Annotated in this window: 17 protein-coding genes; 6 read left to right on the forward strand and 11 right to left on the reverse strand. The window is 72.0% G+C overall.

Annotated elements, in window-relative coordinates; translation table 11 throughout:
- Positions 1–212 precede the first annotated feature (212 nt).
- The 6 genes from ACSC1Q_RS30225 to ACSC1Q_RS30250 form a co-directional block, all read right to left on the reverse strand.
- The gene (locus ACSC1Q_RS30225; protein WP_436762082.1) at positions 213–2,990 is read right to left on the reverse strand and encodes a discoidin domain-containing protein; all 2,778 of its coding nucleotides are present in this window, start codon (positions 2,988–2,990) and stop codon (positions 213–215) included.
- 179 nt (positions 2,991–3,169) lie between these two features.
- Positions 3,170–3,979 carry a DUF7158 domain-containing protein gene (locus ACSC1Q_RS30230; protein ID WP_436762083.1) on the reverse strand — a complete coding sequence of 270 codons (810 nt, stop codon included), beginning with the start codon at positions 3,977–3,979 and terminating at the stop codon, positions 3,170–3,172.
- Positions 3,976–8,199, reverse strand: a complete 4,224-nt coding sequence (locus tag ACSC1Q_RS30235) for a glycoside hydrolase family 38 N-terminal domain-containing protein (protein ID WP_436762084.1) — start codon at positions 8,197–8,199, stop codon at positions 3,976–3,978. The genes ACSC1Q_RS30230 and ACSC1Q_RS30235 overlap by 4 nt, the downstream gene beginning before the upstream one ends.
- 84 nt (positions 8,200–8,283) lie before the next feature.
- Positions 8,284–9,114 (reverse strand): carbohydrate ABC transporter permease, encoded by an 831-nt coding sequence (locus tag ACSC1Q_RS30240; protein ID WP_436762085.1) that lies wholly within the window; start codon positions 9,112–9,114, stop codon positions 8,284–8,286.
- Positions 9,111–10,097 carry a carbohydrate ABC transporter permease gene (locus ACSC1Q_RS30245; protein ID WP_436762086.1) on the reverse strand — a complete coding sequence of 329 codons (987 nt, stop codon included), beginning with the start codon at positions 10,095–10,097 and terminating at the stop codon, positions 9,111–9,113. The genes ACSC1Q_RS30240 and ACSC1Q_RS30245 overlap by 4 nt, the downstream gene beginning before the upstream one ends.
- 4 nt (positions 10,098–10,101) lie before the next feature.
- Entirely contained in the window at positions 10,102–11,388 is a 1,287-nt protein-coding gene (locus ACSC1Q_RS30250; protein WP_436762087.1) for an ABC transporter substrate-binding protein, read from the reverse strand.
- Between the two features lie 347 nt (positions 11,389–11,735).
- Here ACSC1Q_RS30250 and ACSC1Q_RS30255 point away from each other — a divergent pair, with 347 nt between their 5' ends.
- Together ACSC1Q_RS30255 and ACSC1Q_RS30260 are read left to right on the forward strand one after the other, a co-directional pair.
- Positions 11,736–12,815, forward strand: coding sequence for a LacI family DNA-binding transcriptional regulator (locus ACSC1Q_RS30255; RefSeq protein WP_436762088.1), 1,080 nt, complete (start codon positions 11,736–11,738; stop codon positions 12,813–12,815).
- A gap of 394 nt (positions 12,816–13,209) precedes the next feature.
- A complete protein-coding gene (locus ACSC1Q_RS30260; protein ID WP_436762089.1) occupies positions 13,210–13,695 on the forward strand; it encodes an ATP-binding protein in 486 nt (161 codons plus the stop codon).
- A 133-nt stretch (positions 13,696–13,828) separates the two neighbouring features.
- On the opposite strand, the gene ACSC1Q_RS30265 is transcribed toward ACSC1Q_RS30260, so the two are convergent.
- Both ACSC1Q_RS30265 and ACSC1Q_RS30270 read right to left on the reverse strand, forming a co-directional pair.
- Positions 13,829–15,055: an HRDC domain-containing protein gene (locus ACSC1Q_RS30265; protein ID WP_436762090.1), complete on the reverse strand. Its 1,227-nt coding sequence runs from the start codon at positions 15,053–15,055 to the stop codon at positions 13,829–13,831.
- Positions 15,052–15,645, reverse strand: a complete 594-nt coding sequence (locus ACSC1Q_RS30270) for a DUF3000 domain-containing protein (RefSeq protein WP_436762091.1) — start codon at positions 15,643–15,645, stop codon at positions 15,052–15,054. The genes ACSC1Q_RS30265 and ACSC1Q_RS30270 overlap by 4 nt, the downstream gene beginning before the upstream one ends.
- A 699-nt stretch (positions 15,646–16,344) precedes the next feature.
- Between ACSC1Q_RS30270 and hemE the strand changes: the two genes are divergently transcribed.
- Positions 16,345–17,382, forward strand: coding sequence for a uroporphyrinogen decarboxylase (gene hemE, locus ACSC1Q_RS30275; RefSeq protein WP_436762092.1), 1,038 nt, complete (start codon positions 16,345–16,347; stop codon positions 17,380–17,382).
- 65 nt (positions 17,383–17,447) lie between these two features.
- Here the strand turns inward: hemE and ACSC1Q_RS30280 are convergent, their stop codons facing one another.
- On the reverse strand, positions 17,448–18,485 hold the full coding sequence (locus ACSC1Q_RS30280) for a DUF4349 domain-containing protein (protein WP_436762093.1): 1,038 nt from the start codon (positions 18,483–18,485) through the stop codon (positions 17,448–17,450).
- A 147-nt stretch (positions 18,486–18,632) separates the two neighbouring features.
- On the opposite strand from ACSC1Q_RS30280, the gene hemG reads away from it, so the two are divergent.
- The 3 genes from hemG to ACSC1Q_RS30295 all read left to right on the forward strand — a co-directional run bounded on the left by hemG (position 18,633) and on the right by ACSC1Q_RS30295 (position 21,716).
- Complete coding sequence (gene hemG, locus ACSC1Q_RS30285) at positions 18,633–20,075, forward strand: protoporphyrinogen oxidase (protein ID WP_436762094.1); 1,443 nt, start codon at positions 18,633–18,635, stop codon at positions 20,073–20,075.
- A 2-nt stretch (positions 20,076–20,077) separates the two neighbouring features.
- Positions 20,078–20,779 (forward strand): hydrogen peroxide-dependent heme synthase, encoded by a 702-nt coding sequence (hemQ, locus tag ACSC1Q_RS30290; protein ID WP_436762095.1) that lies wholly within the window; start codon positions 20,078–20,080, stop codon positions 20,777–20,779.
- A 367-nt stretch (positions 20,780–21,146) separates the two neighbouring features.
- Positions 21,147–21,716 (forward strand): hypothetical protein, encoded by a 570-nt coding sequence (locus ACSC1Q_RS30295; RefSeq protein WP_436762096.1) that lies wholly within the window; start codon positions 21,147–21,149, stop codon positions 21,714–21,716.
- 58 nt (positions 21,717–21,774) lie between these two features.
- On the opposite strand, the gene ACSC1Q_RS30300 is transcribed toward ACSC1Q_RS30295, so the two are convergent.
- Both ACSC1Q_RS30300 and msrB read right to left on the reverse strand, forming a co-directional pair.
- Positions 21,775–21,930 carry a hypothetical protein gene (locus ACSC1Q_RS30300; protein WP_436762097.1) on the reverse strand — a complete coding sequence of 52 codons (156 nt, stop codon included), beginning with the start codon at positions 21,928–21,930 and terminating at the stop codon, positions 21,775–21,777.
- A gap of 171 nt (positions 21,931–22,101) precedes the next feature.
- Complete coding sequence (gene msrB, locus ACSC1Q_RS30305) at positions 22,102–22,503, reverse strand: peptide-methionine (R)-S-oxide reductase MsrB (protein WP_344746678.1); 402 nt, start codon at positions 22,501–22,503, stop codon at positions 22,102–22,104.
- Positions 22,504–22,688 lie beyond the last annotated feature (185 nt).

Raw genomic sequence — 22,688 nt, forward strand, 5'->3', positions numbered from 1 at the left:
CTCGAAGAGCGGCTCTTTTCGAGAAGCGTCCCGTTCCCCCGTGAGAACGGCGGGCGTCTCCTTCCTCCGGCCGGAGGAAGGAGACGCCCGCCGTCCGCGTGACGGGGAGGTCCCGTGGCGGGTCCCGCGCCCCGGCTCAGGGGTGGGGGCGGGACCCGGGACCTCCCCGTCACACGCCGCCGATCAGGTCGTACGACCCGGGAGGGCGGGGGTCACGGGGCCGCGATGGTGTACGTCGCGCCCGCCTGGGTCGGGAAGGTGATCACGTTGCCGCTGACGGTGTGGGCCACCGTGCCGCCGCCGACCCGGTTGACCACGATCGTCTGGCCGGGCCAGGGGTGCTGCAGGCGTACCTGGCGGCCCGCCTCGCTGGTGATGTCGACGTAGGTCACGCGCCCGCCGGAGAAGGCGCTGGAGACGACCAGGGCGTCCTTCTCCCGCAGCTTGACGAAGCTCGCGTTCCTGTTCAACGGCCAGACGGGGAACACCCGCATGACGCCGCCGTCGCTCTGCAGCATCAGGTTGTTGACCGCCTCGATCGCCCCGCCCTTCTCGATCCCGTGGTTGGGGTCCCGGACGCGCAGGTTGGGGTCCAGCTTGTTGCTGATCTCGTTCTTGAGCCTGTCGATCAGGCTCTGCGCCGGGTAGCCCACCCGCGCGGCCTGGGTGAACACCTTGGGGAAGCTGTTGTCCTGGCCCCAGGAGTTCATCGCGTCGAGCGTGTCGATCGCGGTCTGCCGGTCGGCCGCCGGGGAGTTGATCCCGAGGGCCTCGCCGGGGTGGACGAACTCCAGGTTGACGGTGTTGTCGCCCGGCCGGATCGCGCGGCCGTCGCTGAGCGTGCCCGGGTCGGCGAGCGCGTAGACCCGCTTGCCGTTGTGGGTCGTGGTCGGGATCGGCGCCAGGCGCTGCAGGATGGTCGTCCAGGTGGCCCGGTCGCCCGCGTCCACGTTGAGCTCCACGCTCGCGTCGATCAGCGTCGACAGCAGGTTCCGCAGCAGCCCGAGGTCGGCGCTGGAGTTGCGTCCCCAGGTGCCCTCGTGCGGCCCGCCGTAGAGGTTGTAGCGCTGCGCCCCGGCGTCGTACTCCAGATAGTGCTGGAAGAAGGCGGCGACCTCCTTCATGAAGGGGTACGCCTTCGAGGTCAGGAAGGTCCGGTCCCTGGTGTAGTCGTAGTAGGCGATGTACTGCGAGACGGTGAACAGCGAGTTGACCACCTGCTGGTGGTAGTTGTCGTCGGCGGTCGCGCCGAAGGGCGCGATCCCCACGGGGAAGAGCACCCCGCTGGGCACGCCGCCGCTGGGGAAGCGGGCGTTGACGTAGTCCGGCTTCACCCGCCTCAGGTCCTGCTGCGCCCGCCGCCTCGCCTCGGGCAGGTAGGCCTGCACCAGGTCGTAGTACGGCAGGGCGAGGTCGGTCCTGTTGCTGGAGTAGACGCCGTAGAAGTTGGCCATCCAGTTGTAGTTCAGGTGCATGTCACCGCTGAACTGGGGCGAGTCGGTGGTGGCCCAGACGCCGTAGAGGCCGGGGGCCGTCTTGCCCGCGCGGCTGGAGGAGCCGATCAGGTAGAGCGACCCGTAGTAGAACCTCTCCAGCACGTCGTCGTTGACGTCGACGTACGACTTGAGCCAGTACTGCTTCCACCACTCCACGTGCGCGTTGTAGAGCGTGTCGAGCGAGCCGCCGCTCTGGCCGTCCGCCAGCGCGCGGGCGGCCGGTGCCGGGTCCGCCGGGTTCTGGCCGCCGCCCGCGACGGCCGTCACGACGCGGACGGTCTGACCGGGCGCCAGGTCGAAGACCGTCGTCGCCGCCGCGCCCGAGGCGGTGGGGGCTCCCACCGGGTTCGCGCCGACCAGCCGGGTGGCGAGGGAGGCCCGGGAGACCCACCTCGACCCCGAGGGGGTCTGGCGCGTCGCCCACGTCGTGTTGCCCGAGACGCCCGCCGTGTTGGTGAAGCCCGTCCTGGGGGCGGGCGATCCGGCGGAGGTCTGCGCCCTCAGCCGCACCGTGGCGGAGCCGAGCGACTGGATCTGGGTGACGACGAGGTTGTCGTTGGCGGCGGTCCAGGTCTTCATGGCCACCGGTACGCCGCCGATGGTCATCGTGGTGTCGATCTCGCCCTTGAGGATGTTCTGCTCCTCAAGGAACGGCCCGGACGGCTGGGTGGGCCCTCCGGCCCCGTACAGCTCGATCTGGCCGATGCGGGCGCGGGGGTTGGCGGTGGAGTCGGGCGTCGTGCCCTGGGTCGGCTCGGTGACGGTCAGCCGCACGTAGCGGGCGCTCACCGAGGCGATCGTCCGGTCGCTCACGGCGCCGGTGTTGCCGGTCACCGTGTCCACGGTGGACCAGGTGCCGTTGTCGGAACTGACCGAGACGGTGAAGTTCCTGGTGTTGTTCGCCGTCTCGGCGGGCCGGGCGGCGGAGTCGTGCCTGACGACGTAGCGGGTGAAGGTCTTGGCGGAGCCGAGGTCGAGGGTGATGGTCTGGGGCTTGCCGACCTCGGAGACCCAGCCCTCGTACCCGGAGCCCCACCCGCCGTTGACGGCCCGGCCCGGCGGGAAGCTCGGGTGGGAGCTCGACGCGGTCGCCGTGGCGCCCAGCGCGAGGTTGCCCGACGAGCCCGTGCCGCCGTTGGGGGAGATGGAGACCGAGCCCAGGGAGACCAGGGAGGGGTTGGGGTTGCCCGCCCAGAAGTTCCCCTTGGTGATGTGGAAGGTCTTGAAACCGTCACCTCCGGCGGAGGTGACGCCGACGTCGCCGTTGCCCAGCAGGGCGGTGCTCGGCATGGTGTTCGACACGGCGCCGGTGTACGCCTGGTTGGTCCATCTGCCCTTGATGCCGGAGAGCAGCTGCTGGACCTCGGTCCACTGCTGGGCGGGGGAGGGGGTCGCGGCCTGGGCCGGGGTGGCCGTCACGAGCGTGGCCGCGAGCGCGGCGGCCAGCGCGGCGGCGAGGAGGTGTCTGAGACGGGGTTGCCTTGTTCCGCTCACGGGGGGTGTCCCTTTCATGGGAGTGCGGGGGCTTTCTCGATGTTCCTGCTGGTCCCGGGGCTCATCGCCGTCGGGCCGGTGGCGGTGTGTACGGGTCCGCGGCGGCTCCTCACTGGTTGTTGGATAGGGCTTCAGGGCTCTGGGGCTCCGGGGCTCCGGGGCGGCGGGGTGGGCGAGGGTCAGTGCCGGTGGGTGTGGTCGGGTTGCCGGATGTCGCCGGGATGCTCGAAGCCCGGCAGGAGGACGGCCCGCGCGCACCGCGCGTCCGCCCACAGCGCGAAGCTCCGGCGGCGCGCGGCCTCCAGCAGGTCGGCCCTGATCCGAGGGGCGGCCCGCTGGAGCGTGACGGTCCCCGCCCGGAGCGGGCCCGTGACGAAGGTGTGGCGCTCGATCGGGCCCACGACGGCGTCCTCGGGCGCCGCGAACAGCGCCCTGTCGACCGCCTCGGCGAACTCGCCCTGGCGCACCAGGTAACTTCGGCCGCCGTTGACCGGCCGGTCGTCGTAGTGGTGGGTCACCAGGCGGGCGGGGCGGCCCCGGTACCTGTCCTGGTTGGCGGCGTAGTAGGCGGCCACCTCGCGGTCGCCGACGGTGACGCCCGCGGTCATCTCCCGGTAGAGGGCCTGGGCGAGCGGGCCCGCCGCGAGAACGGCGGCCAGCACGCTTCCGAGCTCCAGGCGCGCGGTGGCGTCCAGCTCCACCGGCGGGCCTCCGGCCGCTGCCGCCGCCGTCAGGCCGCGCCGCGCCGCCTCGTCGGCGACGACCTGCTCGGTGACGAGCAGCTGGACGGCCCAGCGGCGCAGCTGGCGGCCCTCGGTCGTGCCGTCGGCGGGCAGCAGGGCGCCGCGCGGCCCCGCCCGCAGCAGCCGGACGCGCTCCTCGACCCGCGCCACGGTCACGGGCGTCTCCCCGACCCAGGCGGCGACCGAGGGTGTCTCGTGGGCGTGCGCACCGGTCACGGGTGTCCTCCCGGTGTGGGCGGCGGTCATGCGGGGTTCCGTACGAGCAGCGGCACCGCCGGGGAGTACGAGAGCCTGCCGAACCACATGCACTTGAGCAGCACCCACCACGACCCCGGCCTGGTCCCGGGCGGCACGGTCACGTCGACGTGGAGTTCCGCGCCGCCGCCCGCCGCGACCGCGAGAGGGTGGGACGCCGTCCGCACCGCGTCCCACGTCCCCCACGGGCTGATCACCTGGGCCTCGCCCCTGATGTCGAAACCGGCGTGGTTGCGCAGTACGGCGGTGAGCCGCCCGCTCCGCCCCGGCGCGAGGGTCAGTCCCTCCCCGGCCAGGTCGACCTCCAGCGGCCCGGCCTGCCCGCCCGGTGCCGGACGGCCGCGCCCGTCCACGAAGAGGACGTCCTCGTGGACCTGGCCGCCGTGGGTGAGCCGCGCGGCGATCACATGTGGTCCCGGACCGGCGTCCGGGGCGGGGGTGACGTCCACCTCGAAGGAGGTCCAGCCGCCGGGGCCCAGCAGCACCGGCCGGTCGCCGGGGTCGGCGTCCCAGCCGGGCGGAACCGCGATCCCGACGTGGCCTTCGGCGTCGGTGTCGACGAGGTCGGAGGCGAGGGTCACCCGCAGCCGGGACCCGGCCCCCGGCTCGCCGGACGGCCGCAGGCTGACGCTCATCGGCTGGTAACCGAGCGGAGCCGACCCCCTGTTGTGAAGCCAGTAGCGGGAGAAGACCGGCTGCGCGACCTCCGCCGAGGGCCCCAGGTCACCTCGCCGCGCCAAAGGGGACGCTTCCGGGACCTGCGGTTGCAGGGCGTACGTCGTGACGCCGCTGGGGCCGAGTTCCCCGTGCAGGACGCCGTCCAGCGTCTTGGCCGCGCTGCTCTCCACCTCCAGCATGTCGGCGACGGCCGCCTGGACGAACGGGACGTGCGATCTCAGGCGCAGGGCGGTGTGGCGGCCGTGCGGCTCGTACAGCCGCGCGGTGACGCCCCGCCGGGGGTCGGCGGGGCGCCCGCCGCCGTGCGCGATCGGGTTGCCGCCCGCCTTGAACGCGGCGAGCACGGCCGCGCCCGGGGGCTCGACCGAGAGCAGCGACGCGGAGGCGGGCAGCGAGCCGGGGTGCGCGTCCTCGACGACGGCCCGGAGCGGGTGGTTGAAGTCGTGCGCCCTCGCCACCAGGCCGGTGTCGCGCCAGTCGCCCCGGCCCCCGGCCAGCGCGTAGTCGAAGGAGTGGCTCCAGTGCTGGAGCTGGAAGCCGCTGCCGTCGGGCGCCGTACGCCTCGGCGGGTCGATCCAGACCCCGGAGGGCCAGCCGGTGCACGAGCGCATGAGCGAAAGGTGCATCCGGCCCTCGGTGTCGACGGCGAAGCCGGGCACGCCCCGGTTCAGCACGGCCACGGTGCGGTGGTCGAGGAAGCCCTCTCCCGACAGCTCACGCGGCTGTGTCACCTCGATCTGGGAGTCGGCCAGGTCCGCGACGACCCCGGCCAGGGCCTCCTCGACGTCGCGCGCCGCGATGACGAGCACCGGCAGGTCGGCGGGGGCCCGCAGGTCGGCGTCGGGCACGAACAGCTCGGCCGGGCCCCGGCCCGCCGGGATCCACAGCAGCGCCCGGCCGCCGGTCGCGAGCTGCCGGTCGAACTCCTCGCGGTAGCGGTCGCCGGCGGCCTCCAGGACGGCCGAGGTGAACGCGTTCTCCTCCGGGCCGCCGACGGCGATCCGCACGTCCGGCAGGTTCGAGTCGAACGCGAGCAGGCCGTACCGGTTCCCGCCCGCGTACGAGCAGGTCGCGGTCACCCCCGATCGCGCGAGGGCGACGGCGAGGGCCCGCCCGAGCCCGGCGGTGTCGTCCTCCTCGGGGACCACGATCTCGGCGATCCCGATGGCGCGCAGCCCGGCGGAGACCCCGTCGGCGTCGCGCAGCGCGACCCTCGCCGCCGAGCTCAGCCCGAACCACTGGTAGGCCGGGTTGTCGAGCGTCCACGGGTGCCGGGCGGTGTCGACGTCGGGGTGGGCGAACGGGCGGCCGACGACCGCGTGCCCCACCTCGGAGACGGGGAGCGCCCCGGCGACGGCGCACGGCCAGCGCAGCCGTACCAGCTTGTCGTCGCCGTCGAAGGTGTCGACGTGGGTCACGCAGTCCACCCGGTCGATCCCGTGCCACAGCGTGACGACCTGGGTGTAGGTGAGCGGCCCGACCGCCCCGGTGACCGTGACGCGCCGCCCGGCCGGTGACTCCTCGGCGACGACCGCGTGCGCGGGGGCCGAGGCGGAGCCGGTGGACGTGCCGTTGGGCACCAGGTGCCAGGGGCCCTCGCGGAAGGCCGGGTGCTCGGCGTACTCGTCGTACACCACGATCTCGTTGCCCAGCCCGCCAGGGGTGAGCAGCTCGCGCCCGGCGACCAGGTCGACCAGGCTCCGCACGCCGCCGCCGCGTTCCGGGTCGACGGTGAGCCGGTGGTACTCGTTGGCGATGGTGAGCGTGTCGACCGGCCGCCACCGTGTGACCTCCCCGCCGGGCCCGGCGGCCAGCCGGTAGGTGCGGTAGCCGACCGAGGGCACCCCCGTGGCGACGAACACCACCTCGGCGACGCCGTCCCCGAGGTGCTCGACGACCGAGGGCACCGCCTCGCCCGCGTCGTCCACGACACCGTGGAACGGCGCGGGCACGGTGACCCGGACCACGTCGGTGCGCGGCCAGGCCAGGGCGTTGAACACCGTGACGGCGCGCCCCTCGCCCCGGGTGTCGACCCGGGCCGACAGGTGCCGCAGCGCGGCGTCGTGGACGGTCCGCGACAGGTCGAACGCCTCGCGCCAGCCCGCCAGCAGGTCCAGGTAGACCTGGTCGGACTCGGTCCCGGTGATCGCGTCGTGGTGCGCGCCGTAGACGAGCTGGCGCCAGGCCTTGTCCAGCGCGGCCTCCGGATAGGCGGCGTCCCCGGTCAGGCAGGCCAGGGTCGCGAACTTCTCCGCGTCGAGCAGCAGGTTCTCGGCGGCCCGCTGCGCGAGCTTGGTGTCGATGTAGGAGACGTCCTTGCCGGTATAGATCGGGTTCATGTCGCGCGTCTGCGGCGACAGCCGCCTGCCGGTGGCCGCCAGCTCCGCGGTGACCGCGGAGAAGAAGTCGCGGGGCAGCGCGCTCACGAACCTGGGCCAGGTGTAGCGGGCGTTCCAGTCGCGGTGGATCGCGGTGACCCACTTGTTCGGGGGGCTGTAGTCGGTGCCGACGGGCAGCAGCACGTTGCGGGTGGCGGCGACCGTCCTCATCCGCAGGAACAGCCGGTAGACCGACTCCTCGGCGTCCGGCAGGGTCTCCGCGGAGTCCATCGACCACCCGGCGCTGTAGTGGGCGGCCATGTAGCTGGTGAGCAGGCCCCGGCCGCTCGGCGAGATCCACTCGAACTCGCTGCGGAACTGCATGCCCGCGGGCTCCGCCTGCGGGGTGTCGTACGTGCCCATGGTCAGGCTGGGCCCCCACTGGTGGAAGGGGCCGCGCGCCCAGGAGCTCGACGTCAGCCCGGCGTCGGCCATCAGGCCGGGGAACTGCGGGTCGTGCCCGAACGCGTCGAGCTGCCAGGCGGTGGCGGGGTCGCCGCCGAGGATGTCGCGCTGGAAGCCCATGCCGTACACGGCGTTGCGGATCGTGGTCTCCGCGCCGGTCAGGTTGGTGTTCGGCTCGTTGTAGGTGCCGCCCATGATCTCCAGGCGGCCCTCGGCGATGAGCCGCCGGACGACCTCGCGGTTCTCCGGGAAGGTGTCCCAGTACGGCTTGAGGTAGTCGACCTCGGCGAGCACGAAACGGTAGTCCGGGTCGCGCCTGGCCAGCTCCAAATGCGCGTCGATCAGGTGGAAGCCGGTGAACTGGAAGCTCATCCGCTCGGCCTGGGCCCCGGGCAGGGCGTCCCACTCGCTGGTGTACCCGGCCTGGGTGTTCCACCACACGGGGTCGTAGTGGAAGTGCGACACCATGTGCACGGTCCAGCCGGGCTCCGCCACGGTCAGCGTGCCGGACGCCGTCGCCCGCTCGTCGCCCGCCGCCACCTCGACGGCGACCTCCACCCGCGAGCCGACCGGCGCGTCCGTACGCACCGGCACCTCCAGGACCCCGGACCCCGGCGAGGCGAGCGTGCCGCGCGCCCCTCCGGTGACCGTCACGTCCAGCCGTACCGAAGGATCGGCCCCGGTCGTGCGGACGCGCAGGATCTGGCACGGATCGTCTTCTGAGCCGGTGAAGAGCTCGGTGGACTCCACGGAGCCGATCGTCAACATTCGGAGCCTTTGCGTGGTCGGGACGGGGGAGGGCGTGCGCTTACGAGGCGGGTGTCCGAGGGCTCCTCAGCCCTTGATCGCCCCGCCGGTGAGGCCCTTGACGAAGCTGCTCTGCAGGGCCAGGTAGAAGACGAGGATCGGCAGCGTGGCGAGGAACATGAAGGCGAAGACCGAGCCGAAGTCCGACTGGTGCTCGCCGATCGCCCGGTAGACGCCGACCGTGACGGTGGTGCCGCTGTCCGGACCCAGGACGATGAGCGGTGTGAGGAAGTCGTTCCAGATCCACACGCCGAGGAAGATCAGGACGCTCGCCGAGGCCGGGCGCAGCAGCGGGAAGACCACCTGCCAGAAGGTACGGAAGGTGCTCGCGCCGTCGAGCCTGGCGGCCTCCTCCAGCTCCAGGGGGACCGACTTCACGAACCCCATGAAGAGCAGCACCCCGAACGGCACGTAGTAGCCGAGATTGACCAGGATCAGCCCCGGCGCCGTGCTCATCAGGCCCAGCGCCCGCAGCACCATGGTGATCGGGGCGAGGATGACCGGCGAGGGGATGAGCAGGCCGCACAGCAGCGTGACCATCACCACCTTGGCCAGCAGGTGCCGGGACCGGGCGATGTAGTGGCCGAGCATCGCCGACAGCACCGTGAGGATGGTGATCGAGATCGCCGTCACCGCGACGCTGTTGACCAGGCCGTACACGAACAGGTTGTCGGTCCGCGACAGGACGGCGGCGATGTTGTCCATGGTCGGCGGCGAGGGCAGGCCGGCCGGGTCGGGCACGATGTCCGCGCCGTGCTTGAAGACGTTGACCAGCACCAGATAGAGCGGCATGAAGAACACCGCGCCGACGAACAGGGCGATCACCGGGCGCAGCCAGGGGACGCGGACGTCGTTCATCGGGTCACCTCACGTCGTTGCAGCACGCGGAGCACGAGCACCGAGACGCACGCGACCAGCACGAGCATCACCGCGGCCATCGCCGAGCCGTAGCCGACGCGGTTGCCGTTGAAGGAGGTCTGCACCACCTGGAAGGCCATGGTGGTCGTGGTCCCCGTGCCGGGACCGCCGTTGGTGATGACCTGGATCTGGTCGTACGCCTTGAAACCGGTGATCAGCAGCATCACCGTGTTGATGGTGAGCGCCGGGGCGAGCATCGGCCAGGTGACGTTGCGGAACCTGGCCAGCGGGCCGCACCCGTCGATCGCCGCCGCCTCCTGCAGCTCGCGCGGCACGCCCTGCAGCCCGGCGAGGTAGACCACCACGCAGAAGCCGAGCATCTGCCAGGTGATGACCCACGCGATCGTGTAGAGCGCGATGCCCGGGTCCGACAGCCAGCCGGGCGGGTCCTCGACGCCCAGGCCGCGCAGCGCGGAGTTGAGCAGGCCGTCGTCGGTGAGGACGACCTGCCAGATGACGCTGACCACCACCGAGCTCAGCACCACGGGGGTGAAGAACACCCCCCGCAGCGCGACGTAGAGCCGGGTGGGCCGGTCGAGCAGCTGCGCGATCAGCAGGCCGCCCACGTTGGCCAGCACCATCACGATGACGGTCACCACGACGGTGTTCGCCAGCGCCTTGAGGAACTCGGCGTCGCCCAGCAGCTCGGCGTAGTTGCGCAGCCCCACCCATCTGGTCGGCGGGTTGAACGGGTTGCGGTTGGTCAGGCTGTAGTACGCCGTCATGCCGATCGGCACCAGGACGAACAGCAGGTACGCCAGCAGGCCGGGAAGGGCGAACAGGGCGAAGGTGGTGATCCTCCCGCTCACCCGGCGCCGGCCGCGCGGGGGCCGGTCGCGTACGGGGGGTGGGCCGCTGGGGAGGGGCGGGCGGTGCGCCGCGGGAGGATCCCCGCCGCGCACCCCGTGTCGCGTGTGTGTCATGGCGCTACTGCGTCGCCTTCGCCCACTGGTCGTCCAGGTAGGCCGTGAACTCCGAGGTCGGCTTCTTGCCGGTGATCAGGTCCTGGACCGCGACGGCGGTCTTGTCGGCCAGGCCCGGGGGCAGCGAGCCGTCGCCGGTCTCCTGGGAGAAGGCGTTGACGATGGCGTTCTCCTTCATGCCCCGCTCGTAGATCTCGACGGTCGCCTTGTAGACCGGGCCCATGTCCGCCGGGGGCGTGTAGCCCTTGATCGCCGGGATCGAGCCGTCGGCCTTGACGAACGCGTCGTTGTTCCGCTGGTCCTCGTCGAAGGCGAGCGCCCACTTCTTGGCCAGGGCGACGTCGGCCGCGGTGGCGCTGACGGAGGTGCCGCCGCCGGTGAAGGTCGGCACGACCAGGGAGCCGTCGTCGGAGGGCCAGGGGAAGGCGCCGATCTCGAAGTCCGGCTTCTTGTTGTCGGCCGAGGTCGCGAACCAGGAGCCCATGGGGTACATGGCGCCCTTGCCGTCGCGGAAGGCCTGCTCGGTGTCGGCGTACGAGCGGCTCAGGCCCGCCGGGTCGATGTAGCCCCGCTTCGCCAGGTCGGCGATCTTCTGGGCGGCCGAGGTGAAGGCGGGGTCGGCGAACTTCACCGAGCCCGCGGCCCGCTGCGTCAGCCAGTCGGGGGTCTTCCTGTAGACGTCCGTGGCCACCGTGCCGGTCAGCGGATACATGTCCGCCCAGGTGTCCGCGCCGCCCCCGCCGACCACGAACGGGGTGATCTTCTTCGCCTTCAGCTTGGCGGAGACGTCCAGCAGCTGCTGGTACGTCGTCGGCGTCTCGGTGACGCCCGCCTCGGCGAACTGGGTCTTGTTGTAGTAGACGACCGGGATGACCTGCGTGTTGTACGGCAGCTGGTAGATCTTGCCCGCGACGGCGCCCGCGGTCGGCGCGACGAAGTTCTTGAGCTCGTCGGCGGTGAAGGCGGCGAACTTGCCGGCCTGCGCGAACCCGGCCGGGTTGACCGACTGGAGGATGTCCGGGAGGTTCCCCGAGGCGTCCAGCTGCTTGGCGTAGCCGGTCCGGTCCACGTTCGGCGTCACCAGCTTCTTGATGGTCACGCCGGGGACCTTCGCGGACGCCCGCGCGATCGCCGCGTCCCAGAACGCCGCGTCGAGGTTCGGTGTCTCGAACACCAGGAAGCTCAGCGTGACGTTTCCGCCACCGGCGGCGGGCTTCTCCGCCTCGGCACCCATGCCGCACCCGCTCACGGTGAGCAGGGTGACCAGGCCAAATGCTATTGATCTACGCAAAGCGCAGCCCTCCTTGCTCCGGCTTCGAGTGTATGAAGCGGAGACGAGATAACGTTATCTCGAAGGGTAGGGTGTTACCGCCAGGTTTCAAGAGGGCGCTTGGCAACGAGTTAGTCACACCGGAACGAGCCGGTCGCGTCCCGGTCGCGTCCCGGCCTCGTCCCCGTCGTGTCCCCGTCACTTCCCGGCCGTGTCGCCGTCGCGCCGGGCGGACGGGCGCGAGGGGTGGCCGATCGGGCCGATCCTCCCGATGATGGAGCCCGGTGGAGATCTCGTCGAGGGCTCGCCGGGGCTCCGGGGGTTCGCGAGTCCTTCGCGAAGGATTCGCGGAGGACTCGCGGAGGGGCATGAAAAGGCACGGAGAGGCGCCGGGAGGCGCGGAGGGCATGGGGGCACGAGAGGGCATGGAGGGCACTGTGAACGGCAAGCGCCGCGGTCGCCGGCCGACGATGGTCGATGTGGCGCGCGAGGCCGGGGTGGCGTTGCGCACCGTCTCCCGCGTCGTCAACCAGGACCCCACCGTGGGGCCCGAGCTGGTCGCCAGGGTCCACGCCGCCATCGCCGGCCTGGAGTACCAGCCGGACGAGCGGGCCCGCCAGCTGCGCCTGGGCGTCACCGGGACCCTGGGGGCGGCCGTCCGGCAGCTCTCGCACGTCAACCCCGTGCTCCAGGCCCTGGAGCGCGCGGCGCGCGCGGCCAAGCTCATGGTCCTCGCCGCCTCGACCGAGGACGACGAACGGCTGGAACGCGACGTCGTGATGTCGATGTGCCGGCGCCGCTTCGACGGCGTCATCCTCGAACCCATAGGGAGCGGGCACGACTACCTCATCCCCGAGCTGGACGCGGGCCTGTCGCTCGTCGCCGTCGACCGGCCCGTCCACGGCCTCGACGTCGACTGCGTGCTCTCCGACAACGTCGCGGGCATCGAGCTCGCCTTCGGGCACCTCGTCCGCCACGGCCACGAGCGCATCGCCTACATCGGCGACGACGAGCGCATCTTCACCGGCCACGAGCGGGCCGCCGCCTTCCGCGACTGCCTCGCGGCGCACGGCGCCCCCGCCGAGGGGATGGTCCACCCCGGCAGGATCGAGCCGGACCGGATCGCCGCCGCGGTCCGCACGGCCCTGTCGGGACCGTCCCCGGCGACCGCCGTCGTCACGGGGAACGCCACCACCAGCGTCGAGGTGCTGCGCTGCCTCAGGGACGGCCCGGAGCGCGTCGCCGTCGTCGGGTTCGACGACTCCGAGCTCGCCACCAGCCTGCGTCCCGACCTGACCGTGGTCGCCCAGGACGCCCCGACGATCGGCGGCACCGCGATCGACATGCTCCTGGCCCGCATCGCCGACCCCGGCCGTCCGGTCCGCCGCGTGACGGTGCCCGTGGAGCTCATCGCGCGGGGTTCGGGGGAGTCGCCCCCCGGCGCGTGACGGTCTCGCGCCGTCATCGCCGCGCGCCTGTCGAATCCCGCACCGGGCCGCATGCCCGTGAGCGGCGTCGCGTGTCCGTCGAACCCCGTACCGGATCGCACGCCCGCGAGTGGCATCGCGTGCCCGCCGAACCCCGTACCGGGACCGCATGCCCACGAGCGGCGTCGCATGTTCGCCGAACTTCGCGCCGGATCGCGTGCCCGGGAAAGGCGGACATCGAGACCGGTGCGGGTGAATGTCCCGCGTTCCCCGGTGGCCGCGCGGAAAGTGATCGGAAGCGCGCGCCTGTCGCGTGTCGAGGCGGACACGAAGGGTAGTCGTCCCTTGGAAAGGATTCCCCGCGGGGGCGGGCGTGACGACGGCGATTCGTGAAACCAGGTGGAGGGCTTCGGGCATGGAAACGGGAAAGCTCGCGGAGGTATTTCTGGACAGCGCCTACGAATCGGTCGGGCAGGCGCGCCGCGAGACACGCGAGGCCCTCGGCCCGGACCACGTCCTGCTGCCGGACGTCGTCCAGGTGGTCTCGGAGCTGCTGGCGAACGCCGTGGAGCACGCCGACCGCGGGCTGGTGGACGACCTGATCGGCCTGACGCTGACAGCCACCCCCGACTCCGTCCACGTCGAGGTCTCCGATCCCGGCTCGGCCTCCCGTGCCCCGCACATCCCGCGAAACCAGCCTCCCGGCGCCAGGCGCGGGCGCGGCCTGCTCATCGTCGACCGGCTCTCCGGCGGGCGCTGGGGAACCCGCGAGCACGGTACGGGACTGGGCCGGACGGTGTGGTGCGCCATCCCCTACGTGCGGCCGGAGCCGCCCGCGGAGGAGGAGGACGAGGCGGAACGTCTCTCGTCGTGGCCCCTCCCGGCGGCCTGCCGGAGCTGAGCTGGAACGTTCCACGGATCGGGGGACCGGGGCCGAGCGAGCCATGCTCGCTCGGGGTCCCGGGGAACCGGCAATGATCTACTTTGTAAAGGGCGGGGGCCTCACGTCTGCCCCCTGATCTCCAGGCGGAGCCTCACGCCTGCCCCTTGATCTCCAGGCGGAGCAGCGCCTTCGCGATCGGATGGGCGGTCAGCCCGATCTGCCACTCGCGGGCGCCCAGCTCGCGCAGCCGGGCGACCACGGCCTCGTCGTCGATGACCGGGGGCGGTTCCCAGGTCAGCCGGCGTACGGCGTCGGGCTGGATCAGGTTCTCCGCGGGCATGTGGTGCTCGTCGGCGAGCGCGGCCACCACGGCCCTGGCGGCGGCGAGCCGGCGGGCGGCCACCGGGTCGCGGTCCATCCACCGGTTGGCCGGCGGCGGCCCGTCGCCGGGGGTGCTGGGCTGCGGCAGCTCCGCGTCGGGCAGCGAGCGGGCGGTGCCGATCGCGGCGAGCCAGTCGCGCAGGTGCCGCCGGGCGCTGCGGCCGGTGAACGGCGGGATGTCGGTGAGCGCCTTGGTGGTGCGGGGCAGCTCCAGGGCGGCCGTGACGATCGCAGAGTCGGGCAGGACCCGGCCGGGGGCGACGTCGGACTCGCGGGCGAGCCCGTCGCGGAGCGTCCACAGCTCCCGCACCACCGCGAGCCCGCGCAGCGAGCGGACCTTGTGGATCCCCGAGGTGCGCCGCCACGGGTCGGAGCGCGGGGCGGGGGCCTTGTGCGCGAGCACGGCGGCGAACTCCTCCCGCGCCCAGGCCAGCTTGCCGCTGGAGGACAGCTCCTCGTGCAGGATGTCGCGGAGCTCGATCAGGACCTCGACGTCGAGCGCGGCGTAGCGCAGCCAGTCTTCCGGCAGCGGGCGGGTGGACCAGTCGGCGGCCGAGTGACCCTTCTCCAGCCTGAACCCGAGGACGTTCTCCACCATCAGGCCGAGCCCGACCCGCTCGTAGCCGAGCAGCCGGCCGGCCAGCTCGGTGTCGAACAGCTCGCGCGGGTGGAAGCCCACCTCCGCCAGGCACGGCAGGTCCTGGGAGGCCGCGTGCAGCACGATCTCCGCGTCGGCCAGCGCCGCGTCGAGCGCCGACAGGTCGGGGCAGTGGATGGGGTCGATCAGGGCGCTGCCCGCACCGGCGCGGCGCAGCTGGACCAGGTAGGCGCGGCCGCTGTATCGGTAGCCGGAGGCGCGCTCGGCGTCGACGGCGACGGGGCCGGTGCCCTCGGCGAAGGCGCGCACCACGCGCGCGAGAGCGGCCGGGTCCTCGACGACGGGTGGGATTCCCTCGCGAGGTTCCAGCAGCGGGACTACGGTCGTCTCATCGGTCACGTTCTGAAGGGCTCCGGATCTTCGCGACGGCGCGGCGGCAGCGCCGCCACGTCGGGTGGCAGGGGTGGGATGCCCGCGGCGAGGCACATCAGGTCGCACCAGGCGGCGACATGGCCGGAGAGGTCCTCCTGCAGCGGGGACCAGGACGCGCGCAGCTCCAGCTCGGTGGTCACCGGGTCGTCGGCCTTGTTGCCGAAGCCCTCGGAGACCGCCCGGGTGACGGTGCCTCCGGCGGCGGCGTAGCCGGCGTCGTGCGCGTCGAGCGACTCGGTGAGCCAGCTCCACGCGACGGGGCCGAGCAGCGGGTCCTCGGTGATCTCCGGCTCCATGTCGGCCCGCACGTAGGCGACGAGCCGGAACTGGCCGTCCCAGCCGCGCTGGCCGTCGGGGTCGAAGAGCACGATGAGGCGGCCGACCGCGAGCTCGTCGTCGTCGCGGTACACCGACGCGCCGATCGCGGCCGAGTATGGGGCCAGGCGCTGCGGGGCCGGGATGTCCTCCAGCTCGATCTCGGGCCTGACCTCCGCCGGGCGCAGGCTCGCCACCGCGCGCCTGAAGGCGGCGGGAGCGGGCGCGTCACCGACGGTCATATCGGAAGCGTAGGTCGAAACTGAGCGCATGGGGACCACTGGGGTGTGTGTAGGAGCCATGGGGACCGATCAAGCCGCTGCCGGCGGCCTGCGGAGGGCGGGTGCGACCCCGCCGATGGGAACTCCCAGAGAGAGCGCGTGGCCGCGCGTGGCGCGGACCCGTCCGGCGCCGGGCCGTTTCCGGTGCCCGTCCCGGCCGCGATCGCCGGACCGGGATCGTGGTTCGGGAACCCGCCCGCGAGCGCAGGAGGCACGGTGCTCACCGCGATGTTCGGGTGAACTCCACATGGTGGACATCGCACGGGCCTTTCGTCGGGTCGTGGTCCGACGTTGGCACGTCGCGCCGACATTTCCGCGCAGCGTGCTCGGCGTGTCCCCAAAGTGGTGCGGGAATCGATGCCGCGCGGTGACTTGGCGAACATTTGGACCAGCCGGGGGCCGGGCCAGGATCGCCGATGGGAGGAACTGTACCCGGAAACATGATCGCTTCGCTCCGCGCGACGGCACTTGCCGCGTACCAACATCGGATTTCAGTGGACGAAGCTCTCAAAACCGGTAAGACGCGATCATTGTCATCACTTGGCTGTGTCTGGGTGGTGTGAGGTGGGATCTCATTGAATAGCCGGTGATTTCGTATCGGTCTTGCCGGTCTGCGGCCTTGGTGAGCCGACCGGTCCCCCGACATGGCACCCTGGTGGAGTGACTTCCGAGCCCGCCGACTCCGCTTTCCTGCGCGCCTGCCGCCGACAGCCCGTCTCCCACACCCCGGTGTGGTTCATGCGCCAGGCCGGTCGTTCGCTGCCCGAATACCGGGCGCTCCGCGAGGGGGTGCGGATGCTCACGGCCTGCGCCACCCCCGAGCTGGTCGTGGAGATCACGATGCAGCCGGTCCGCCGCTACGGCGTGGACGCGGCCATCCTCTTCAGCGACATCGTCGTGCCGCTCAAGGCGATCGGCGTCGATCTCGACATCAAGCCCGGCGTCGGGCCGGTGGTGGCCGCGCCGATCAGGGACGCCGAGGCGGCCAAGGCGCTGCGCCCGATCGAGCCCGACGACGTCTCCTACGTCACCGAGGCCGTCCAGGCGCTGACGAAGGAGCTGGGCGCGACCCCCCTGATCGGTTTCGCGGGGGCGCCGTTCACGCTGGCGTCCTACCTCATCGAGGGCGGCCCCTCCAAGAACCACGACCACACCAAGGCCATGATGTACGGCGAGCCCCGGCTGTGGCACGCCCTGATGGACCGGCTGACCGAGATCACCCTGGGCTTCCTGCGCGTGCAGCTCGCCGCCGGGGCCTCCGCCGTCCAGCTCTTCGACTCCTGGGTGGGGGCGGTCTCGCCCGACGACTACCGCGAGTTCGTCCTCCCCTACACCAGCCGGATCTTCGCGGGCCTGGCCGGTGCCGGCGCCCCGCGCATCCACTTCGGCGTCGGCACCGGCGAGCTGCTCGGCCTGCTCGGCGAGGCGGGGGCCGACGTCGTGGGCGTCGACTGGCGGGTCCCGCTCGACGAGGCCGCCCTGCGGGTCGGCCCCGGCAAGGCGCTGCAGGGCAACCTCGACCCGGCGATCCTGCTCGCCCCGTGGGAGGTCGTCGAACGCCGCGCGGGCGACATCCTCGCCCGCGCGGCCAAGATCGAGGGCCACGTGTTCAACCTGGGGCACGGGGTGCTGCCCGGCACCGACCCCGACCAGCTGGCCCGCCTCACCGACTTCGTCCACGAGGCCTCCGCCCGCTGACCGTCCGGCCCACCGGGGACCGCTCACCCGAGGACGCCCCCCGGGAACCGGTCTCCCCGGGGCGGTCATCCAGAGGTGTCGCCCCTTCTCGGGCCCGTGGGGACGGCCCCCTCGTCGGCGTCGTCCTCCTCCTCTTCGACCTCGACCCGCGCGGGAGCGAGCGGCCTGTCCTCCCGCCCGCGGCGCAGGCGGAGCAGGAAGGCCAGTACCAGCCAGACCAGGCCGATCAGGACCAGCCAGGGGAGCAGCACGCCCAGGAGCGTCAGCCCGATCTTGACGGCGGAGACGAAGGCGCTCCATCCCGTCTTCAGGCCGCCGAGGAAGCCGGCCGGCTCGTCGTCCTCCTTCTGGACCACCGCCGCCGGGCCTACCAGGTTCAGCGTCAGCGTCGCCATGCTCGTCTGCGAGGCGAGGGTCCGCTGCCTGGCCTGCAGGGACTCCAGCTCGCTCTCGCGGTTGGAGACCTCCCGCTCCACGTCGAGCACCTCGCCGATGGTGTTGGCCCGCTTCAGCAGCGTGCGCAGCGAGTCGAGCGCGGCCTTGGCCGACTTCAGCCGGCTCTCCACGTCGGCCACCTGCTCGGTGACGTCCTTGGTGTTCTGCTGCAGCGACTCGCGCGTGCCCAGATCCCTGCCCAGGCGGTCGAGCGTTCCCGGATAGTTGCCCGGAGGGATCTTGAAGACCAGGGTCGCGGAGCCCTCGCCGTCGGAGTGGGCGTCGGACCTCTCCCTGGCCAGGTAGCCGCCCGCGGTGGTGACGAGCTGCCGGGCCCGGTCCGCCGCCGCGGTGACGTCCTTGGCCCTCACCGTCATCTCCGCGGTGTAGACGATCGCCCGGTCCTCCGGGATCACCCTCACCTGGGCGGTGTTCTGGGAGTCGGACGGGGACGCGGAGGACGCCTCGTCCTTGCTCGCGGCCTCCCGGGAGGCCGAGTCCGCCTCGGGAGCCCGTACGCCGGAGCCGCCGGCGTCGGACTCGGCGGCGGGTGCGGGTGCCGCGAGGTCGGACGTGCTCTGTACCTCGTTGCTCGCGCAGGCGGACACCAACAGCGCCAGGCCCACCAGGGGGACCGCCAGGCGCGGACCGTACCGGAATCTGCTCATGAACATCATGACGGCGGGTGCGTGGGAGGAGTTCGGCGGGGGGCAGTCACGATGGCGTCACGTTCCGCGTGCCGTCGGGTCACGGGGACGCCAGGGGCGCCGGGCGGAATGCGCGGGCGGGGAGGGGGACCGGTACGGTCTGGGGTCATGGAAGGCAAGCGGAGGCATGTGGTGGTCGTCGGCGGCGGGATCGCCGGGCTGGCCGCCGCGTGGCACCTGCGGCGGCACGGCGGCCACCTCAGGGTGACCGTCCTCGACGGCGCCCCGCGGATCGGCGGGAAGCTCCACGCCACCGAGGTGGCGGGCGTCGCGATGGACGCGGGGGCCGAGGCGATGCTCGCCCGGCGGCCCGAGGGCAAGGAGCTGGCCAGGATGGCCGGGCTGGGCGAGGAACTGAGGCTCCCCGGCACGACCAAGGCGGGCATCCTGAGCAGGGGCGCGCTGCGGCCCATGCCGGAGGGGCACGTCATGGGCGTCCCCTCCGACGTCCTCGCGCTGGCCAGGTCTGGCGTCCTGAGCCCCGCGGGCCTGGCCCGGGTGCCGCTGGACCACATCCTCCCGGCCACGCGCGTCACCAACGACGTGTCGGTGGCGGCGTACATCCGGGCCAGGATGGGGGAGGAGGTGGTCGACCGGCTCGTCGAGCCGCTGCTCGGCGGCGTCTACGCGGGCAGGGCCGAGCGGCTCTCGCTGGACGCGACGATGCCGAGGATCGCCATCGCGGCCAGGTCCGAGCGGTCGCTGCTCACCGCGGCCAGGGAGATCGCCGCCGACGCCCCCAAGGACGCCGGGCCCGTCTTCACCACCCTGAGCCGGGGGATGGGCAGCCTGCCCGAGGCCGTCGCCGCCGCCTCCGGGGCCGAGATCAGGACCGGTGTCACGGTCAGGGAGCTGCGCAGGACCGAGGACGGCTGGCTGCTGGTCACCGGTCCCGTCCCCGCGCCGGAGACCGTCGAGGCCGACGCGGTGATCGTCGCCGTCCCGGCCCCCGCGGCGAGCCGCCTGCTCGCCGGGGAGGTGCCCCTGGCCGCCGCCGAGCTGGCCAGGATCGAGTACGCCAGCATGGCCATCGTCACCCTCGCCTATCCTCGCGAGGCGTTCCCCAGGCCGCCGACCGGCAGCGGCTACCTGGTCCCGGCCGTCGACGGGCGCGCGATCAAGGCGGCCACGTTCAGCTCGGTCAAGTGGCCGCACCTGGCGGAGAGCGACCCCAACCTCGTCCTGCTGCGCTGCTCGATCGGCAGGATCGGCGAGGAGGCGGTGCTCCAGCGCGACGACGCGGAGCTGGTCGCGCTCGCGATGGCCGAGATGGTCGAGGTCATGGGCGTGCGCGGGCTGCCCCGCGACTCTCGGGTGACCCGCTGGGGAGGCTCCCTGCCGCAGTACGAGGTGGGCCACCTCGACCGGGTGGCCCGCATCCGGGCCGCCGCGGCCGAGCGGCCGGGCCTGGCCCTGTGCGGCGCCGCCTACGACGGCCTCGGCATCCCCGCCTGCGTCGCCACCGCCCGCACCGCGGCGGCCCGGATTCTCGACCACCTGGATCCCACGGGAGAATGGCGTGACAGCACCGATTCGTTGACAAAGGGGTGACGATGACGGACGCGAACCCGCGGCCCAAGGCGCGCGACCTGAACCAGGTGATCCGATACACGATGTGGTCGGTCTTCAGGATGAGGGAGCGCTGCCCGGGACACCGCGAGGGCATGGCCGCCGAGGTCGAGGAGCTCATGGCCCAGATGGGGCAGAAGGACGTGGTCACCCGCGGCCTGTACGACGTGGCGGGCTTCCGCGCCGACGCCGACTTCATGTTCTGGTGGCACGCCCCGACGGCCGAGGACCTGCAGGAGACCTACTCGCGCTTCCGCCGCACCGGCCTGGGACAGCTGGCCGAGCCGGTCTGGTCGGCGATGGCGCTGCACCGCCCGGCCGAGTTCAACAAGTCGCACATTCCGGCGTTCCTGGCCGAGGAGGAGCCGCGGGCGTACGTGAGCGTCTACCCGTTCGTGCGCTCCCTGGAGTGGTACCTGCTGGACGACGCCGACCGCCGCCGGATGCTCGCCGAGCACGGCAGGATGGCCCGCGACTACCCCGACGTGCGGGCCAACACCGTCGCCTGCTTCTCGCTGAACGACTACGAGTGGATGCTGGCGTTCGAGGCCGACGAGCTGCACCGCATCGTCGACCTGATGCGCGTCCTGCGCGGCGCCGAGGCCCGGCGGCACACCCGTGAGGAGATCCCCTTCTACACGGGGGTCCGCAAGCACCCGAGCGAGCTGGTCGCGGCGCTGCCGTAGCCTTCGCGCGTTCCTCCGCCTCCGTCTCCGGGTTCCGGTGTGGCCCGGCGGCGGCGGGGACGCGGTTCCCCGAACCTCGCTCGCGGAGGCCGTGGGTCACGCGGACCGCGCGAATTCCGGGAACCCCGGGAGTGCCGGGTGTTGCGGGAGTTTCGCGGGGTGAAGGACGTGTCCCCGGCGACGGCCCGGCGGAAAAATAATCCGGCGAAGGTCTCTTTACCGTCCATTTGCTTTGTCATACTCAGGGGAAAATCACCTGTCTATGTGAGGGCCAAGGGTGCAAAGGGGCGAAGGTCTGGCACGATCCAGGCGGCGTGCTCGGGGGCGCAGGAGGAAGAAGTCTCGCTCGCACGTCCTTGAGGTGTCGGTGGCCGTCGTCGCCTTCGCGGTGGGGGCCCTCGCGGTGGGCGGGTGGTTCTCCGGCGGGGCGGACCCCGGGGGCGGGACGGCCCGGGCGCCGGTTCCCGGCGGTGTGGCCGCCATGGCGCCGCCCGGAGCCCCCGCGGCCGGCACGGTGGTCGCCGCCGAGGTGGACGGCAAGGGCAAGAAGAGCGGGGAGACGGCCAAGGAGCGGGCCAAGGCCGAGAAGGAACGCCAGAAGGACAGGGAGACCGAGGCGTCGGGACCTTCCAAGCACACCGACAAGAAGGCGGTCGCCTACTTCGAGAGCCGTAAGGCGACCAAGCGGGTCAAGGACATCCGCATGGTCGGCGGCTATCTGCGGATATATACGGACCTGCCGGAGACGGCGGACAACTCGAAGCAGGCGATCAAGCTCTGCGAGGCGGGTGTCGACTATCTCGTCGGAGAGCTCGGCATGCCCAGCCCCGTGGTCTTCGTCCAGGCCGAGTTCGGGGAGAACGGAAACCCGGTCCTGGCCAACGTCCTCGGCCCCGAGGACTCCGACTGCCGTCTCACCTATCCGAGCCCGCGATAGTCGCCCCCGGAGTCGAGTCAGAAGCCCGCGGTGGTCGAGTTCGAAGGCGTCGTCTCGCCTATCCGAGCCCGTGGTGGTCGTTCTCGGGGGCGCGATGGTCGGCGCCGCGCGCCACCGAGATCACCCGGACCCTGGTCCTGCCGCAGATCGAGCAGCGTTGGGTGACCACCCGGCCGATGGTCTCGATGATCTCCCATTTATGGCGGAGATGCACGGGGACTCCTTAGATGAACACGCTGCGGAGATGTCCGGGTACGACGCGTCATCTCGCTTTGCCCCTCCTGGCGGAAGGCTAACCTTCCGGATGGAGCGATATGGCTGTCCGAGCGTGTGAAGGCCCCGCCGGAGGTCGGTCCGGCGGGGCCTTCACAGGTGAGCCGGTAGTTTACTCGACGGGCTCCAGCCTCAGGGAGACGGAGTTGATGCAGTAACGGTCGTCGGTGGGCGTCCCGTAGCCCTCGCCGTGGAACACGTGGCCGAGGTGGGAGTCGCAGGTCGCGCACCTGACCTCGACGCGGGTCATGCCCATCGAGCGGTCCTCGATCAGCGTCACCGCCTCGGACTTCGACGGCTCGTAGAAGCTGGGCCAGCCGCAGTGGCTGTCGAATTTGGTATCGGACCGGAACAGTTCGGTGCCGCAGGCCCGGCAGCTGTAGACGCCCACTGTCTTGGTGTCGACGTACTCTCCGGTGAAGGGGCGCTCGGTCCCCGCCTGGCGGAGCACGCGGAACTCCTCGGGAGAGAGCTGGACGCGCCACTCGGCGTCGCTCTTTACCACCTTGTCCATTCCATCAGCCTATGCGGTCGCCGAAGCGGGCGGCGGGGCGAGTCCCGGTACCGGATGGCATACGCGGGTGGCGTGCCCGGATGTCATACACGGATGCCATACACGGATGGCGTGCCCGGGTGACGCGCCCGGAAAAATCTTGACGGGCGAAGCATCCTTTGGTGACTGTTTTGGCGTCTTCAAGG

It is taken from the genome of Streptosporangium heterodermiicola (assembly GCF_051390675.1).
Taxonomy (GTDB): domain Bacteria; phylum Actinomycetota; class Actinomycetes; order Streptosporangiales; family Streptosporangiaceae; genus Streptosporangium.